Raw genomic sequence first — 17,025 nt, 5'->3', positions numbered from 1 at the left:
CCAAACTCTGGCAGCGCTGCTCGATACTGGGGAACTCGGCACTCCGCCGGAACATCGTGGTGGAAAACTCTGACACAGTAACGATCACCCGGTTAGCGGATTGCACTAAGAACGCTGGCAATTTAAGGCAACATCCGGCCATTTTCGGGTGTGCCTTACTAGAGTTGAATCATCCCCCTTATTTTTAGGTAAAGGCGCATGTCATGGAACTAAACTTTAACGGCCTGTCGGGTATTGAAGGAGATATTGTTCTTCCTTCGTTCGATGTGGCTCAGATGCAGAAGAGCGGCAAAGAAACGCCGCGTTGGGTGCAGATTGGCCCAGGTAATATTTTCCGTATTTTTGTTGCTCGTATCGCTCACGATTTGGTGGCGGATGGTCACATGTGGCCGGTTACGGGTGTGCAGACGTTGGCGGCAGAGGAAATGGACCGCCAGTTGGGCAAGCATGATTTGATGTCGCTTGGCGTGACGTTGAATCCGGATGGTTCGCGTGATCTTCGTGTGATTGCGGGGCTTTCGGAGGCGCTTGCAACGCAGCGTGACGATGATTTCGCGCGTTTGGTTGAGATTTTCCGTAACGATTCGCTTTCTCTCGTGTCGTTTACGATTACGGAGAAAGGCTATGCGGTTCACACGTCTGCTGGGGATCTTCAGCCTATGCTGGTTGAGGAGTTGGCTACGGATCCACGTGCGTACCATGCTCACACGATGGCGTTGATGGCTGGTTTGCTGTTCCATCGTTTTGAGGCAGGTGGCGCTCCGATCACCATGCTTTCTACGGATAACTTCTCCCACAATGGCGATAAGTTGCGCGAATCGATCATGATCGTGGCGCGTGGTTGGGAAGGAAACGGCGCAGTTTCGGCCGAGTTTATTGCGTGGCTTTCGGATGAATCGAAGGTTGCGTTCCCGATTTCGGTGATTGATAAGATCACACCGCGTCCGAACGATTCGGTTTCTGCCCAGTTGGCGGAGCTTGGTTTTTCGGATATGGATATTGAGTTTGTGGGCCGTACGCCGGTTGCGGGTTTTGTGAATGCGGAGCCTACTGAGTATTTGATTATTGAGGATAAGTTTGCGGGCGATCGCCCTCCGTTGGAGGATTACGGGGTTCAGATTGTGGATCGTCAGGTGTGTGACGATTTTGAGAACATGAAGGTCACCACCTGTTTGAATCCGTTGCATACCGCGTTGGCTGTAAGTGGTTGTTTGCTTCGTATGCCAACGATTGATTCGGAGATGCGCGATTCGGCGTTGGCTGCGATGGTTCACGAGTTGGGGTGGAACGAAGGTTTGCCTGTGGTTGTGGATCCGGGTGTGGTTGCGCCTGAAGATTTCTTGCGTGAGGTTCTTGAGGTTCGTTTCCCGAATACGTATCTTCCGGATGATCCGGCACGTATCGCGATGGATACGTCTCAGAAGTTGCCGATTCGTTTTGGTGAGACGATCAAGAAGTATATTGAGCGCGATTTGCCGTTGGATTCGTTGCATACTATTCCGCTTGTTTTTGCGTTGTGGTTACGTTATTTGACGGGGATTGCCGACGACGGCGAGGCTTTCACTTTGGCGTCTGATCCTCTTCTTGAGGAGCTTCAAGGGATGTTGGCTGAAGTGTCGGTTGGCATGGAACTGTCCAGCGACGAGGCTCACCGCATCGTGCAACCTATCTTGTCTAACAAGCAGATTTTCGGTGTTGATTTATATACGACTCCGCTAGCTGCCAAGGTTGAAGGCTACTTTATCGAGTTGGTTGCTGGCCCAGGCGCTGTACGTTCCGTGCTTGATCGTGAATACACCGCCTAAAAGACGTGACATTTTTAAAGGAGATATTATGAAGATGACATTCCGCTGGTATGGCGAAGGTTTCGATCCGATCCCGTTGCAATACATCAAGCAGATTCCTGAAATGACGGGCATCATGGGCACCTTGTCCGGTAAGCAGGCTGGCGAAGTGTGGGAAGATCAGGAAATTAAGGATATGATCGCCCCAGTTCACGCCGCTGGCTTGGAGTGCGAAGTTATCGAATCTGTGAACGTTCACGAAGATATCAAGATGGGCTTGGCTACTCGTGATGAGTACATTGCCAACTACAACACCACCCTTGAAAACTTGGCAAACAATGGCGTGAAGGTTGTTGTTTACAACTTCATGCCAGTGTTCGATTGGTTGCGCACCGAACTCGCTCACGTGACTGACGATGGTTCGAACTGCTTGTACTACGATCACGCTGAAGTCGAAGGCATGTCTCCTCGTGACATCGTTGAACGCACCGCTAAGGATTCCGGCGGCTTGACCCTTCCTGGTTGGGAACCAGAGCGCCTCGAACGCCTCGACGAAGTGATGGCACTCTACCAAGACATCGATCACGAAGCTATGCGTGCTAACTACCGTTACTTCTTGGAAGGCATCATCCCAACCGCTGAAAAGGTTGGCATCAAGATGGCCTGCCATCCAGACGATCCAGCATGGGATCTCTTCGGTTTGCCACGTATTCACCGCAACCGTGATGATATGGATAAGATCGCGAAGCTCTACGATTCGGAATACAACGGTTTCTGCGTCTGCTCCGGTTCGCTCGGCTCCAACCCAGATAACGATGTGCCAGCGATCTTCCGCGAGTTTGGCGAACGTGGCTTGCTCAACGCTGCTCACGTCCGCAACGTCAAGTACTTGGGTGAAAAGAAGTTCCATGAAGCTCCCCACCCATCCTCCACCGGCAACTTGGATATGCACGCCATCATGGAAGCTATCTACGATACCAACCCAGACGTCTACATTCGCCCAGATCACGGCCGAATGATTTGGGGCGAAACCGGCCGCCCAGGCTACCCGCTCTACGATCGTGCACTCGGCGCCGTCTACCTTTCTGGCCTGTTTGAATCCATCGCCAAGATGAAGTCTCGCGGCTGATCAACCAGATGTTAAGGAATTAAGAGATTATGGCTATCCCATCAGCTCGTCCATTTTTAGAAAAGAACCCGATCGTCCCCGTCGTCGTCCTCAACCGTGTGGAAGACGCCGTGCCTACGGCTCGTGCGCTACTCGCAGGCGGAATCACTAGTGCTGAAGTGACGTTCCGTACGCCAGTGGCCGCCGAATGCATCGCCAGCATCGCACGCAACGTGCCAGAAATCGCCGTGGGTGCAGGAACCGTCATTAATGCAGAACAAGCCAACGCGGCAATCGATGCGGGCGCAACCTTCCTCGTCTCCCCTGGCTTCTCAGCCACTGTGGCAGACGTCGCTGCAGAACGTGGCGTTCCACTCCTACCAGGTGTTGCCAACCCAACCGATATCATGGCTGCGGTTGAATACGGGCTAGACGTGATGAAATTCTTCCCTGCCGTACCACTCGGTGGCCTCTCAGTAATCAAGGCGTTCGCCGCTCCATTCCCACAACTGAAATTCCTCCCAACCGGTGGAATCTCAGAAAAGAACGCAGCAGAATGGCTCAGCCAGCCATTCATTGCAGCAATCGGCGGATCCTGGATGGTCACCACAAAACTCGTGGATAACGGCGAATTCGATACGATCACAGAACTCTCTGCACAAGCTATGTCCATCGCCAAGGAGGTAACTCGATGACCATCGCTCTGCGCCCAGCAAACGAATGCCGTTACGATATCGTATCGCTCGGTGAAGTCATGCTTCGCCTCGATCCAGGCGAAGGCCGTATCCGCACTGCACGCCACTTTGCTGCATCCGAAGGCGGCGGCGAATACAACGTCGCACGTGGTTCGCGCCGTGCATTCGGCCGCCGTGCCGCCATCGTTACGGCGCTCGTGCGCGACGAAGTTGGCATGCTCATCGAGGATTTGATTCTCCAGGGCGGCGTTGACACGTCGTTCATCACGTGGGTTCCATCTGACGGCGTGGGCCGAAGCGTACGCAACGGCCTAAACTTCACCGAACGTGGATTCGGCGTTCGCGGCGCTGTAGGAAACAACGATCGTGGCAACACGGCCGTTTCCCAGATGGTTGCCACCGATGTCGATTGGGATTATCTGTTCGGCACCCTCGGGGTTCGCTGGCTCCACACAGGCGGAATCTTCACCGCTCTTTCTGAAAGCACTGCTGAAGTTGCTAAGGCAGCCATGCAGGCCGCGAAGAAGTACGGCACGGTTGTTTCATACGATCTGAACTACCGCCCATCACTTTGGAAGTCCATTGGCGGCCAAGAAAAATGCCAAGAAGTTAACCGTGAACTTGCACAGTATGTTGACGTGATGATCGGCAACGAAGAAGACTTCACCGCTTCGCTCGGTTTTGAGGTTGAAGGGGCGAACGAAAACCTCGATAACCTCGAAGTCGAATCGTTTAAAAAGATGATCGAAACCGTGGCTACGCAGTTCCCGAACTTCCAGGCAATAGGCACCACACTACGCCAGGTCCGTTCCGCAACCGTGAACGATTGGGGCGCAGTGGCCTGGAGCCGCGAACAGGGATTCGTGCAAGCAATCCAGCGCGATGGCCTAGAAATCCTCGATCGTGTAGGCGGTGGCGATTCGTTTGCTTCCGGTTTGATCTACGGTTTGATGGAATTTGGAGACATCGAAAAGGCCGTTAACTACGGTGCAGCACACGGCGCACTGGCCATGACCACCCCAGGCGATACCTCGATGGCATCGCTGGCGGAAGTCGAACGGCTGGTAGGCGGCGGCAGCGCCCGCGTACAGCGATAAACACCAATTCTGCGGGGGCGCTTGATCGCCCAAGCGCCCCCGTTCATCTTCTATCTTTTGTGACAAGGACGTACACACATGGCTAGCCCACTTTTCCTCGATCCAGATCGTCTCTTCCCAGCAGACGAAAAAACCCGTGACCTGGCCCGAGAACTCTACACCACCGTAAAGGATCTCCCGATCATCTCTCCTCACGGCCACGTGAACCCACAGATGCTTCTGGATAACGAACCATTTTCAGACGCCACCAACCTGTTCCTCACCTACGATCACTACGTGTTCCGTATGCTTCATTCGGCAGGCATCGATCTCACCAAGATCGGTGTGGGTAAATCAGATCCTGTTGATCCGCGAACAGCATGGCGTATCTTCTGCGAAAACTGGCGCCTCCTTGATGGCACCGCATCTGGCTACTGGCTAACCCACGAATTCGTAACCCTCTTCGGAATCGATGAAGAACCGTGCGCAGAAAACGCCGATAAGCTCTTCGATATTATTGCAGAGAAGCTGTCGACTCCTGAGTTCCGCCCACGCGCACTCTTCGATTCCTTCCCAATCTCCGTTCTTGCAACCACTGATGATCCGCTGGATTCACTCGAATACCATGCCGCTCTTGCTGCAGATGAAACGTTCACTGGCCAAGTTATTCCAACGTGGCGCCCAGATGCATATGTGAATACCCGCAAGCCAGAATGGCGCTCCAAGGTTGAAGCACTCACCGCTTCCGTGGGCCAGCCGGTAGATTCCTTCGAAGGCTACCTGGAAGGCTTCCGCGCTTCGCGTGCTAGATTCATTGAGAACGGCGCGGTGTCCGCCGATTTCGGTGTGGCACACCCACTCGCAGTTGATATGGATGATGCTGAACTTGGCGCACTGTACCACAAGGCTGTTCACGAAGGCTTGACCGCTGAAGAATCTGACATCTTCGAAGGTGCCATGCTCTTCCGCTTCGCTGGCATGAGCGTGGAAGACGGCCTGGTGATGACAGTTCACCCAGGCGTGTACCGTAACCACAACACCGAATCGTTCACCACATTCGGCCCAGATACTGGCCACGATATTCCAGTACAAACCGAATACACGAAGAACATCCAGCCACTTCTTGATAAGTACGGCAACGATCCGCGCTTGCACCTGGTTCTCTTCACCATCGACGAAACCGTGTATTCGCGTGAGTTAGCTCCACTTGCGGGCTTCTACCCATCGGTGTTCATCGGAGCCCCATGGTGGTTCATTGACGCTCCTGATGCGGTTCTGCGTTTCCGCGCAGCCACCACGGAAACCGCTGGATTCTCCCGTTCTTCAGGGTTTATTGATGATACCCGCGCGTTCTTGTCCATCCCAGCACGCCACGATATGTCCCGTCGCCTCGATTCCGTGTTCTTGGCGCGTTACGTGATCGAAGGCCGCATTTCGCGCACTGCCGCGTTCCACTGGATCAAGGCATTGACCTCTGACCAGCCACGCAAGGTGTTCAAGCTGGACTAAGAATAACTGAAAAGCACGCGGATTCTTACCTCGATCATGGTCGATGGTGGGGATCCGCGCGCTTTTCCACAACTTGCGTAAGGTACCAACCTAGCATCTGTAAACATTGTTATGATGTAGGTGTGTAAGGCGGATCTGTTAAGAAAACTGGTAGGTACGTGAGTAAAAAGAAGACAGCCACGATTTATGATGTGGCTAGCGCAGTGGGGGTTTCTCCGTCTACGGTATCTCGCGCTTTTTCTAACCCTGCCCGCGTATCAACAGATACCGCGGAACGTATTTTTGCAGCTGCCCGTGATCTTGGCTTCCGCACATCAGGAGCGGCCTATGCCAGCTCAGATAAAGCCACACGGGTTCTATGCTTGGTTGTTGCCGATATTTCTAACCCTACTTTTGCAGCAATGTATAAAGGCTTTCATAAAGCCGCACACGAACATGGCTATGCGGTAGTGATCGCTAATTCTGATGAATCAGGCGCTCTGGAAGCCCATACTCTCCGCCGTGTGTTGCCTGATGTGGATGGGGTTGCCCTGGCAGCCTCTCGGCTTACCCCGGCTGCGATTCTTCAGGTGGAGAAGAGCAAACCGTTGGTATTGATGAACCGTTACTTGGACGGCCACACGTGCGTGGTGCCAGATACGAACGGCGGTATTACGGCGGTCTGCCGTGAACTGGCTGAACGCGGCCACAAGGACGTCATGTATCTTTCCGGCCCAGAAATGTCTTGGGCGAATGCAATGCGCTGGCGGGCGTTACAAGATCAGTGTGCCGCCACTAGTTTGCAGCTTACTCGCACTAAGTTTTTATCGCCTGATCTGGTAGGCGGTGCTGATGCGGCACGTATTTGGAACCGTGGCAGAACATCGGCAGTTGTGGCATACAACGATTTGATGGCATTTGGGTTCGTTCGCCAGGCACGCCGCCTGGGTGCTTCGATCCCGGATGATGTGTCGGTGATCGGCGTGGATGATTCCGTGATTTGCCATATGGCTGATCCTGAATTGTCATCGCTCAGCACGGGTAGTTTTGATATTGGTTATAAGGCCGCGATGTCGTTGATTTGGCAAGCAGCTAACCATACTCGTAGGGAACGTTCCACGATCGTTGTTCCGATGGAGTTTAAGATTCGTGGCAGTATTGCGTCACGTGGGAGCGAAAAAGAATGAGCCTTTCCGAACCAGGCCTCAATGTTGCACTAGATGCCCTTGAAGACGCGTATGGAATTTCGCCATCTGACGAGGCGATCTATGACGCCTTCGCCAGCTGGGTCGAATCCACCGGTAAGCACATGTATCCGCATCAGGATGAGGCGTTGTTGAACATTGTCTCGGGCGATCACGTGATTGTGGCTACCCCCACCGGCTCTGGTAAATCGCTGATTGCGATGCAGGCGTTGTTTGCCGCGTTGGCTACGGGCCGCACGGCGTATTACACGGCACCGTTGAAAGCGTTGGTTTCTGAGAAGTTTTTTGAGCTTATTCGCCATTTCGGTGCCCATAACGTCGGCATGGTAACGGGCGATTCGTCGATTAACGCGGGTGCTCCGATTGTGTGTGCTACGGCGGAAATTTTGGCGAATATTGCGTTGCGTGAAGGCGCGAGTGCTGACGTGGGTGTGGTTGTGATGGACGAGTTCCATTTTTACGACGATCCACAGCGCGGCTGGGCGTGGCAGGTTCCGCTTTTAGCCTTGCCGCAGGCACAACAGATTTTGCTTTCGGCTACGTTGGGCGATACTCGTTTTTTGGTTGCGGATTTGGAACGGCGCACAGGGCGTTCGGTGAGTATTGTGGACGACGCCGTTCGGCCAGTTCCCTTGCACTTCACGTGGTCTACTGAACCGATCGGTGAGGTTATCAAAGAGCTCGTAGCCACCCACATGGCTCCAGTGTATGTGGTGCACTTTTCTCAGAAGGAAGCAGTATCGCAAGCGTTGGCGTTGCAATCCATGCCTATCGCATCCAAAGAACAAAAAGAACGGATTGCGGCGGCACTCGGTTCCTTCACATTTTCTCCAGGCTTCGGCAAAGTCCTCTCCAAACTCCTCCGATCCGGAATCGGTATTCACCATGCGGGGCTACTCCCCCGTTACCGCCGGCTTGTGGAGAAGCTCGCACAAGCCGGGCTCCTCAATGTTATTTGTGGAACGGACACGCTCGGTGTAGGAATCAACGTCCCTATCCGTACTGTGCTTATGACCTCACTGACCAAGTTTGATGGAACAAAACAGCGCCACATTACCGCCCGTGAGTTCCACCAAATTGCTGGCCGCGCCGGCCGTGCAGGATTCGATACGGTTGGCTACGTCGTCGTCCAAGCCCCTGAACACGACATCGAAAACGCACGCCGCCTGCGCAAAGCCGGCGACGATCCCACGAAGATCAAACGCGTGCAACGGGTCAAGGCGCCAGAAGGAACAATTAGCTGGTCCGAAAATACGTTCACCACACTGATCGAAGCACAACCCGAAACGTTGACCTCGCGGATGCGTGTGGACCACTCGCTCATCCTCAACTTGCTCCAACGCCTCGATCCCATCGCGGGCGCCAAAACGATTCTGTGCGATAACCACGAACCCAAAAAAGATCGCAACACGCTAGTACGCAAGGCAATTACTATCTATCAATCGCTGCGCACAGCCGGCGTCATTACGCACGAAGATCGCGATTGGCGTGCCCAACACGGCGATACGGGCGCTATCCACTTCACTCGTGACGTGCCTTCCGATTTCGCACTCAATTCGCCGCTCGCACCATTCGCGCTGGCCGCGTTCGATTTACTGGAGCCGGAAAGCGCGACGTATGCACTCGACGTCGTCTCAATCATCGAAGCTGTCTCCGAAGATCCACTCCCCGCGCTCTACGCACAACAGCGCCAGGCCCGCGGCGAACTCATCGGGAAACTCAAAGCAGATGGCGTGGACTATGACGAACGCATGGCGCTCGTAGACGAAGTGACCTGGCCAAAACCGCTTGCCGACCTGCTCGAACCTGCCCTCGAACTCTATGCGAAAACCAACCCGTGGGTGCGCGGGCAAGAACTCAAACCTAAATCGGTAGTCCGCCAGCTCATCGAAGAAGCGCTCACCTTCTCCGAATTCATCTCACGCTACGATCTCTCCCGATCCGAAGGCGTGCTCCTGCGCTACATCACCGACGTCTACCGGGCTATGCGCCAATCTGTTCCTATTAACGTTCGCACCCGCGAAGTTGAGGACATCATCGATTGGCTCGGGCGGCTGGTACGTTCCATCGATTCTTCACTCCTCGACGAATGGGAGGCGCTCGCCGACGGGCGCGTTACCTTAGACGAACTCACAACCTTGGGATCAGACGATTCCGTCCATGGTGAAGAAGCCGCCTTTGGTGCTGATGCTGACGGGAACGTTGCCTTCACACGCAACAAGCACGCCTTGCGGGTTGCCGTTCGCAACGCCATGTTCGAACGGATCGAACTGCTCGATCGCGAAGATTACGATGCGTTGCACGATCTCGATTCTGCTGCCGGCTGGGATGCCGACACGTGGGCAGACGCGATCGCCCCGTACTTTGACGAATACGATTTCCTCGGAACCGACAACGAAGCTCGCAGTTCGCGCTTCTTCTCTATCCTGGAAGATCCAAGCTACGCCGATCTTCTTCAGGCGGGAATGGCAGAAGATTCCGCGTCCGATCTGCTTGAATCACACCAGACTGGGCGCGTTTGGTTAGCGTTGCAGGTGCTTGATTCTGGAACCGACGATGCCGCGTGGGGGCTGTGGGCGATCATCGATCTGGATGCGTCGGATGCAGCTGGCACGCTTGTTGTACAGCCGATCCGTTTGGGAGAACGTTGATGGTGGCCATTGCTGAGAGCCTTGGCCGCATTCGTGACATCGTTGATCGGTATGCAGGCGGACGGCACGTGGATATCATGCTGGCTACCAAACACCAGCCGATTGAGCGCCTGATTGAGGCATATGACGCTGGCGGTGTTCTGATGGGACATAATCTTGTAGACCAACTGGTGAGTGCCAATGCTGGCCTTGCCGAACATGGGATTCATCCATACACGTCAATGATTGGCCATGTTCAATCAAACAAGCTTTCTAGCGCAATGACTGTGGCTGATCGGATCGACACGGTTGATTCATTGAAGACTGCTCAACGAATCAACCGGCGCCAAGAAGAACGCGTAGCACGCGGAGAAGCCACCGGCCCCTATCCTGTATTGATACAGATTAATTCAGCGGCAGCAGACACCCAGTTCGGAGTGGCTATTGGTGATGTCATGCAACTCGCTGTGGCTATCGCAGATCTACCACGGGTACAGATTCGTGGTGTCATGACCATTGGTGCTCGCGGATCTGAAACCAATATACGGGCGTCATTCGCTACTACCCGGCGGTTGTCCGAAGAAATGCGCACGTTGCCCGCATTAGCAGATGCGGATGTTATCTCTATGGGGATGAGCAACGATATGCACCTTGCTATTAGCGAAGGTGCAACGGTTGTGCGTGTAGGAACTGCAGTTTTCGGAGAACGTTAGAATACTGTGAGGCCGCGGGAACGGAAGATATCCCGGACTGCTTCGGTAGCTTCCTTCGATGGCGGTTCAACATCGTTCAATTGGTATTCCAACCCGAGCGATGCCCACTTATCACGTGCCATCTGGTGGAACGGAAGCACTTCAACACGTTCAACGCTAGAAGCCCAACTTTGAACAATATCCGCAACCGCATTCACGTTTTCTGGAGCATCAGTGAGCCCCGGAACAAGAACAAAACGGATCCAGATCTTCTTGCCGTTTTCTACAAGACGCTTGCCGAACGCCAACGTTGGCGCAAGATCGCGGCCCGTAGTGCGCTTGTATTGTTCTGGAACACCAGATTTCACATCAAGCAAAAAGAGATCAACGTTTGCGAGCATCTCTTCAGTCATGTTTACGCCCAAGAAACCAGACGTATCAACTGCAGTGTGGATGCCTATTTCTTTACAGCCGGCCAACAAACGGGCCAAGAACTTCGGCTGCATCATCGGTTCACCTCCAGAGAAGGTGACACCGCCCTTCGACACCGTGAAAACCGCCTTGTACCGGGCGATTTTTTCCAGCATATCAGTAGCCCGAACTGCTGTGCCTTCCTTCATCTTCAGGGTGTCAGGATTATGGCAGTACAGGCACCGGAGCGGACAACCAGCAAAGAATGTGGTCAAACGCGTACCAGGCCCATCAACTGCCGTCACGAGTTCCCAGGAGTGGACAGAGCCGATGTCACCAGCTTGCACACCAGAAACATGCTCATGGTGTGACATCGGCCCTGCCAGGGAAACTCCGTCCAGACCCGCTCCACTTAAACGTGGGACTTCATCTTCGATCGGCTGGGGGCGGTATTCGCCAGTGCTCCCTTCAGAGCCCCAATACCGGGTAGCGTCAAATAAGTCGCTGCTCTGGTGTTCAATCGATGTAGTCATAAAAGCGGATCCTTAAAAGATTCTCACATACCCTGGTGGAAGGTACGGGAGATGACGTCGAGCTGCTGCTCACGGGTGAGGCGAACAAAGTTCACTGCGTAACCCGAAACGCGAACGGTGAGCTGTGGGTACTTTTCTGGGTGCTCCATGGCGTCCTCAAGGGTGTCGCGGTTAAGCACGTTGATGTTTGCGTGGTAAAGACCCTGAACGCCACCCTTGGCAGCGCGCTGTGCCTTCATCGATTCGAGACGCTCTTCGTACGTCGTAGCCATGATATTTTCCTTTCGTGGGGATTTAAAATGTTTCGTTGAGCGAAACTGGGCGTCAGCCCTTCTTGATGAAGCCAGCATCCATGATGCCAACCAGGTTATCGACCTGTTCAGCCAAGTCACGGCCGAGGGACGATGGGACAATCGTGTTAGTCAAAGAAATGCCATCAAGAGCATCCTTGTAGTGAAGCTTTCCAACGGAGAGCATCGACGCCAACATGCCGTGGGTATCCATACCGTTTTCTGGGTTTGCACCTGGAGCGAACGGAGTACCTGCACGGTGACCCGATGGGAAGTTACCGGTTGCCTTGCCGTATACAACGTTCGAGGTAATGGTGAGAACCGACTGCGTTGGGATTGCGTTGCGGTACATTGGGATGCGCTTGATCTTCTCCATCACGGTGTGAACGATGGTTGCGGCGATGTCGTCGGCGCGATCGTCGTCGTTACCGTAGGTTGGGAAGTCACCTTCAGTCTTGTAGTCAACGATCAAGCCGGTTTCGTCACGAACCGGGGTGACTGTTGCGTACTTGATAGCAGCCAAAGAGTCAGCAACGATGGACAAACCTGCGATGCCACAGCCCATGGTGCGAACGATCTCAGAATCGTGCAACGCCATTTCCATGGCTTCGTATGCGTACTTGTCGTGGCTGTAGTGGATGATGTTGAGAGCTTCAACGTAGGTTCCAACAACCCAATCGAGCATGTCTTCGTACTTTGCCCAGACTTCGTCGAAATCGAGCGGGCCATCGCCCTGGATGCCTTCAAAACCATCAACGATCTGCTTCCCAGACATTTCGTCACGGCCACCGTTCATGGCGTAAAGAAGAGCCTTAGCAGCGTTCACGCGAGCGCCGAAGAACTGCATCTGCTTACCAACAGCCATTGGGGAAACACAGCAAGCGATTGCGGCGTCATCGCCCCAGTAGCCACGGATCTGCTCATCAGCTTCGTACTGGATCGACGAGGTTTCGATGGACACCTGCGCACAGAAGCGCTTGTAACCCATTGGGAGCTTCTCAGACCAGAAGATGGTGATGTTCGGTTCTGGAGCTGGGCCAAGGTTAACGAGAGTCTGAAGCAGACGGAACGAAGTCTTGGTAACCAATGGACGGCCGTCTTCACCGAAGCCGCCATCGGACCAGGTTGCCCAGTATGGATCGCCGGAGAAGATTTCATCGTAAGCGGTGGTGCGCAGGAAGCGAACGATACGGAGCTTGATAACAAGCTGATCGATGATTTCCTGAGCGTCCTGTTCGGTGATTACACCGGCGGCCAAGTCACGTTCGAAGTAGATATCGAAGAACGCGGAGAGGCGGCCGAAGGACATTGCGGCGCCATCCTGAGACTTCACGGATGCAAGGTAACCGAAGTAAGTCCACTGGACTGCTTCCTGAGCAGTCTGAGCTGGACGGGAAATATCGAAGCCGTAAGAAGCAGCCATGTTCTTGAGCTTCTTGAGAGCCTTGATCTGTTCGGAGATTTCTTCACGATCACGTGCCCAATCCTGGGTGAACGGCTGATCGGCGAAGAGATCCTTATCCTTCAGCTTCTCTGCGATGAGGTGATCCACACCGTAGAGAGCAACACGGCGGTAATCGCCGATGATGCGGCCACGGCCGTATGCATCTGGCAAGCCGGTGATGATGTGGGAAGAACGTGCTGCACGAATACGTGGGGTGTACATATCGAAGACGCCATCATTGTGAGTCTTACGGTACTTGGTGAAGATTTTCTTCACTTCTGGATTGGCTTCCTTGCCAGCTTCCTTGATAGCTGTCTCAACCATGCGCCATCCGCCGTTTGGCATCATTGCGCGCTTGAGTGGAACATCGGTTTGAAGACCAACGACGACGTTGTCATCTTCAGAAATGTAGCCTGGGCCAAAAGCATCGACATCCGCAGGAGTGTCAACATCGACGTCGTACACGCGCTTCTGACGTTCTACCGAAAGGTACTTCTCTTCCAAGGTTTCCCAAACGCGGCGAGTCTTGTCAGTTTCACCTGCAAGGAACGAGGAATCGCCTTCGTACGGCGTGTAGTTCTTCTGGATGAAGTCACGAACATCAATGGCATTCTGCCAAAGGCCGTCCTTAAAGCCTTCCCACTCTGGGTGTGTAGCAGTTTCGGCTGTTTGAGTCACGGTTTACTACTCCTTCTCATTGCAATCAACGCGGGACCTTAGATGTACGCCAGTCCGCACTGACCGCTTTTATTCCCCAGCAACTACTGCTGGCGCTACTTCTAGATTAATAGCCCCCAGCACCCGATACTCAACTCAAAAAGCTATCAGCGCAAAACAGACGGTAGCCCTCCTCACAGTCCGCAATTGACGGGGACTAAAGTCCCCACCATATCATGGGACTAACCAAAATGAGAATATGTGATACAACAGCCGTATCGCTGAATATCACTCCCCTTTCGCCAACTGATACATCCACCCAAAACGATCCGGCGCCACCCCAAACTGAATATCAGTCAGCTTGCGATAAATACTCTGAGAAAATTCGCTATGCTTCACAACAACACGCTCATCCCCCTGCGTCAGCGAACCAATCGCCACCACAGCAGCGGCCGTGCCACACGCAAACATTTCTGCCACATCGCCTGCTTTAATACCGTCCCACAGCTCGGCCAACGTGATGCTCTCTTCACTCACCGCCACCCCGTCGTCGTCCAACAACTCCAAAATCGCAGAACGCGTGGAACCAGGCAAAATCGTGCCAGAAAGCGCAGGGGTGCGCACACGCCCATCAGCCATCACCACAAAAACGTTCATCGCACCCAACTCATCGATACACGTATTCGTTGCAGCATCAAGGAAAAGCACTTCATCAAAACCACGCTCAAACGCGTGCGACTTCGCATAAAACGACGCGGCATAATTCCCGCCCGTCTTCACGTCACCCATCCCACCAGGCCCAGCGCGATGATGTTCCCGCTCAACCCAAATATCAATCGGCGTAAAACCATGCGTGAAATACGGGCCAGAAGGCGATGCCACCACGCCATACTCAAACCGATGCGCGGCACGCACCCCCAAAAACGCCTCAGACGCAAAAATAAACGGACGCATATACAACGTTGCGCCAGGCGTGCGCGGAACCCAACGCTCATCAGCACGAACCAGTCCCGCCAAGGACCCCAAAAAAATCCTCCACCGGGAACTCCGGAATCATCAACCGATTATTCGACACGTTCAGGCGCGCCGCATTATACGCAGGCCGAAAAGTCCACACGGAACCATCCGCATGCCGATAGGCCTTGAGTCCCTCAAAAACCTCTTGCCCGTAGTGCAAAACCGCCCCCGCAGGATCCAATGAGAGCGGCCCATACGGCTCAATCCGCATCCCGTGCCACCCCTGCTCAGGAGTCCACGACCCCCGCGCCATATGATCCGTAAACTCCACGCCAAACCCCAGCCGCTCCATCGCGCCTTCGTACGCTTCCTGCGATGCCGGATTCGGATGCGAGGCCACGGCAAAACGGCCCGCAACCTGATCGGCGCCCGGCCACGCCGCCTGCGCAAACTGTTCGAGTGAAGTCAAAGAGCGTACCATACCTATAGTCTCCTAAACGTTCCCGTTGTCAACTAACTTATGGTACGCCCTTTGGCGCTGGTAGCTAATCGTGGATTTCTTTTTCGGATTCTTCTGGGAAGGTTTCACCCATATAAACGGGGGTCATGAGGTTTTCTACGGAGAGTGTGCGGTTCAGTTCCGTTTCGCTCATCAGCCCGCGTTCCAGCACGATGTCGCGTACCGATTTTCCGGTGCGAGCTGCTTCTTTTCCGATCAGATCGCCGTTGTGGTGGCCGATAATATCGTTGAGATATGTGACAATTCCGATCGAATTCATCACGTAGCTCATGCAGATATCTTCGTTCACGGTAATTCCATCGACGCAGCGTTCACGCAAGGTCACCATTGCCCTGGTGAGGAGCGAAATCGATTCGAAGATTGCCTGGCCGATCACCGGTTCCATCACGTTGAGTTGAAGCTGGCCTGCTTCGGATGCCATCATCACCGTGGTGTCATTTCCCATGACTTTGAAGCAGATTTGGTTCACGACTTCCGGAATTACCGGGTTGACTTTCGCTGGCATAATCGACGAACCGGCTTGCATTTCAGGCAAGTTGATTTCATTGAGGCCTGCGCGCGGGCCAGAGGACAGCAGGCGCAGATCGTTGCAGATCATGGATAGTTTCACGGCTAGGCGTTTGAGCGCACCGTGGACGGAAATATAGGCTCCCGTGTCCGATGTTGCTTCGATGAGGTTTGGAGAGGCGGTAACGTTTAGACCGGTAACTTCCGCGAGTCTGCCGACGACGATCTCCTGGAACCCATCTGGCGTGTTCAGTTTCGTTCCGATTGCAGTGGCACCGAGGTTGACTTCAAGAAGCAGTTCTGAGGCGCGTGTGAGGTTGCGGATTTCTTCACTCATCAAGACGCCGAAGGCATCGAACTCTTGGCCGACTGTCATAGGTACCGCATCTTGAAGTTGGGTACGGCCCATCTTGAGCACGTGGGCATTCTTGGCGCCGATGGCAGCGAACGATGCACGCATACGATCCACTTCTTCAGCGAGTTGTTGGATCATCCGGTAAACCGCGATACGGAATCCTGTTGGGTAGGCATCGTTGGTAGATTGCGATTTATTGACGTGATCGTTTGGGTTGATGACGTCGTATTTTCCCTTCGGCTCGCCAAGCGTTTCAAGGGCCAAGTTGGCCACGACTTCATTCGTATTCATATTGACCGACGTTCCTGCGCCGCCCTGGAACACATCGACGGGGAACTGATCCATGCACCGGCCGTCGTTCAAGATGAGATCGCAGGCGTCGACGATCGCGCGCGACACGCGCGCGGAGAGCACATGCTTATCGCGATTGGCTAGGGCTTCTGCTTTTTTCACGCTCACCATGCCACGGATAAATTCAGGAACGTCGTTGATTGTGACTCCAGAAATATGGAAATTGTCGATCGCTCGTTGGGTGTGAACGCCGTAATATGCTTCATCTGGAATTTCTCTAGTGCCGAGTAAATCTTCTTCGGTACGCGTTTGTACCATCGTCGTCTCCTTGAATCGATAGTGACTCTTCACACACCAGCTTAATCCGCTTAGCGACAGGTGT

At 53.9% G+C, this 17,025-nt stretch carries 12 protein-coding genes and 1 pseudogene; 8 read left to right on the top strand and 5 right to left on the bottom strand.

Annotated elements, in window-relative coordinates:
- The first annotated feature begins 203 nt into the window (after window positions 1–203).
- From ARCH_RS02250 to ARCH_RS02215, 8 genes are all read left to right on the top strand, one after another.
- Window positions 204–1,805, top strand: a complete 1,602-nt coding sequence (locus ARCH_RS02250) for a mannitol dehydrogenase family protein (protein WP_013169691.1) — start codon at window positions 204–206, stop codon at window positions 1,803–1,805.
- Window positions 1,806–1,833: 28 nt separating this feature from the next.
- Window positions 1,834–2,913, top strand: a complete 1,080-nt coding sequence (locus ARCH_RS02245; protein WP_013169690.1) for a mannonate dehydratase — start codon at window positions 1,834–1,836, stop codon at window positions 2,911–2,913.
- A 29-nt stretch (window positions 2,914–2,942) separates the two neighbouring features.
- The gene (gene eda / locus ARCH_RS02240) at window positions 2,943–3,587 is read left to right on the top strand and encodes a bifunctional 4-hydroxy-2-oxoglutarate aldolase/2-dehydro-3-deoxy-phosphogluconate aldolase (RefSeq protein ID WP_013169689.1); all 645 of its coding nucleotides are present in this window, start codon (window positions 2,943–2,945) and stop codon (window positions 3,585–3,587) included.
- Complete coding sequence (locus ARCH_RS02235) at window positions 3,584–4,684, top strand: sugar kinase (protein ID WP_013169688.1); 1,101 nt, start codon at window positions 3,584–3,586, stop codon at window positions 4,682–4,684. Before eda ends, ARCH_RS02235 begins: the two co-directional genes overlap by 4 nt.
- Window positions 4,685–4,762: 78 nt before the next feature.
- Window positions 4,763–6,172 (top strand): glucuronate isomerase, encoded by a 1,410-nt coding sequence (gene uxaC / locus ARCH_RS02230; protein WP_013169687.1) that lies wholly within the window; start codon window positions 4,763–4,765, stop codon window positions 6,170–6,172.
- A gap of 158 nt (window positions 6,173–6,330) precedes the next feature.
- Window positions 6,331–7,338: a LacI family DNA-binding transcriptional regulator gene (locus ARCH_RS02225; RefSeq protein ID WP_013169686.1), complete on the top strand. Its 1,008-nt coding sequence runs from the start codon at window positions 6,331–6,333 to the stop codon at window positions 7,336–7,338.
- Window positions 7,335–10,007, top strand: coding sequence for a DEAD/DEAH box helicase (locus ARCH_RS02220; protein WP_013169685.1), 2,673 nt, complete (start codon window positions 7,335–7,337; stop codon window positions 10,005–10,007). The genes ARCH_RS02225 and ARCH_RS02220 overlap by 4 nt, the downstream gene beginning before the upstream one ends.
- Window positions 10,007–10,699 carry a YggS family pyridoxal phosphate-dependent enzyme gene (locus ARCH_RS02215; protein ID WP_013169684.1) on the top strand — a complete coding sequence of 231 codons (693 nt, stop codon included), beginning with the start codon at window positions 10,007–10,009 and terminating at the stop codon, window positions 10,697–10,699. Before ARCH_RS02220 ends, ARCH_RS02215 begins: the two co-directional genes overlap by 1 nt.
- Here the strand turns inward: ARCH_RS02215 and pflA are convergent.
- The 5 genes and pseudogenes from pflA to aspA form a co-directional block, all read right to left on the bottom strand.
- Window positions 10,696–11,622: a pyruvate formate-lyase-activating protein gene (pflA, locus tag ARCH_RS02210; RefSeq protein WP_013169683.1), complete on the bottom strand. Its 927-nt coding sequence runs from the start codon at window positions 11,620–11,622 to the stop codon at window positions 10,696–10,698. The genes ARCH_RS02215 and pflA overlap by 4 nt on opposite strands.
- Window positions 11,623–11,645: 23 nt before the next feature.
- Complete coding sequence (gene grcA2, locus ARCH_RS02205; protein WP_013169682.1) at window positions 11,646–11,894, bottom strand: autonomous glycyl radical cofactor GrcA2; 249 nt, start codon at window positions 11,892–11,894, stop codon at window positions 11,646–11,648.
- Between the two features lie 52 nt (window positions 11,895–11,946).
- Window positions 11,947–14,034, bottom strand: coding sequence for a formate C-acetyltransferase (gene pflB / locus ARCH_RS02200; protein WP_013169681.1), 2,088 nt, complete (start codon window positions 14,032–14,034; stop codon window positions 11,947–11,949).
- A gap of 267 nt (window positions 14,035–14,301) precedes the next feature.
- A pseudogene (locus tag ARCH_RS02195) lies at window positions 14,302–15,451 on the bottom strand (branched-chain amino acid aminotransferase).
- Between the two features lie 64 nt (window positions 15,452–15,515).
- Window positions 15,516–16,961 carry an aspartate ammonia-lyase gene (gene aspA / locus ARCH_RS02190; protein WP_013169680.1) on the bottom strand — a complete coding sequence of 482 codons (1,446 nt, stop codon included), beginning with the start codon at window positions 16,959–16,961 and terminating at the stop codon, window positions 15,516–15,518.
- Window positions 16,962–17,025 lie beyond the last annotated feature (64 nt).

Source organism: Arcanobacterium haemolyticum DSM 20595 (assembly GCF_000092365.1).
In the GTDB taxonomy this organism is placed as follows: domain Bacteria; phylum Actinomycetota; class Actinomycetes; order Actinomycetales; family Actinomycetaceae; genus Arcanobacterium; species Arcanobacterium haemolyticum.
Note: the sequence above shows the minus strand (reverse complement) of the source record. Positions and strands in the feature narration are given on the sequence as shown.